Here is a 1039-nt window from a genome sequence, read left to right on the forward strand (position 1 = left end):
GACCTTCCGGTCGTCCACAACTCGCTCTACGTGACCGACGAGGGCGGGGAGCGTCCGGTCCAGTGGAGCACCGAGTTCTTCGACGTCCAGCTGTTCACCCGGTCCGGACGAGGTGCTCGCCGGGCTGCCGGTGGCGGCGCCGCCCCGCTGCCGGGTGGTGCTGGTGCTCCGCTCGGACCAGTGCGGATCGCTGTTCGCCGAGCACCCGGGGCTGGCCGAGGCCGGCCGGCACGGGGTGCTGGCGGTGGGGCGCCCGGCGCCGGACGAGTTACGGCGGGCGATCACCGAGCCGGCGTTACGGTCCGGCTGTACCGTCGAGGGCGCCCTGCAGGCCGTGCTGATCTCGACCGCCGCGCAGCAGCCGGGCGCGCTGCCGCTGGTGTCCACGGCCCTGCTGGAGACCTGGCGCAGGCGCAGCGGCAACGCGCTGACCCTGGCCGGGTTCCAGGCCACCGGAGGCTTCGAGGGCGCGTTGGCCCGGACGGCGGAGTCGCTGTACAACGGGCTGGAGCCGTGCGACCAGGCCCGGGCGCAGGCGGTGTTCCTGCGGCTCGGCGGGGAGTTGCTCGCCGCCGGCGAGGAGGCCGCCGGCGGCGCGACGGCCCTGGGCGAGGGGCTGGCGCCGGGCGGTGGGTCGGTGCCGGCTCTCGACCTGGTGCCGGGCGGTGACGAGGGCACCCGACGGCCGGTCCGGCGGGCGGAGTTCGACGAACCGGGCGTGCCCGAGGTGATGGAACGGCTGGTCCGGGCCCGGCTGGTGGTGGTGGACCGGGACACCGTCGAGCTGTCCCACCACGGGCTGCCGCAGGCCTGGCCCCGGCTGCGCGGGTGGCTGGCGGAGGGCCGCGAGGCGCTGGGGGAGCAGCGCCGGCTCAGCTCGGCCGCCCGGGGCTGGGCCGATGCCGCCCAGGACCCGGAACTGCTCTACCGGGGCGTCCGGTTGGAGCAGCTGATGCGGCGGGTGGCGGCCGGCGCGCTGGCCGCGGCCGGGGTGGAGCGGGCCTTCCTGGCGGCCTCGGCCCGGGCGGCCGTCGCCGAC

Annotated in this window: 1 pseudogene; it reads left to right on the forward strand. The window is 77.5% G+C overall.

Going from position 1 to position 1039, the window contains the following annotated elements:
- Positions 1–112: 112 nt before the first annotated feature.
- A pseudogene (locus tag ABZW03_RS41265) lies at positions 113–1039 on the forward strand (hypothetical protein); the annotation flags it as partial.

This window comes from Kitasatospora sp. NPDC004799 (genome assembly GCF_040609095.1).
Taxonomy (GTDB): Bacteria; Actinomycetota; Actinomycetes; order Streptomycetales; family Streptomycetaceae; genus Kitasatospora.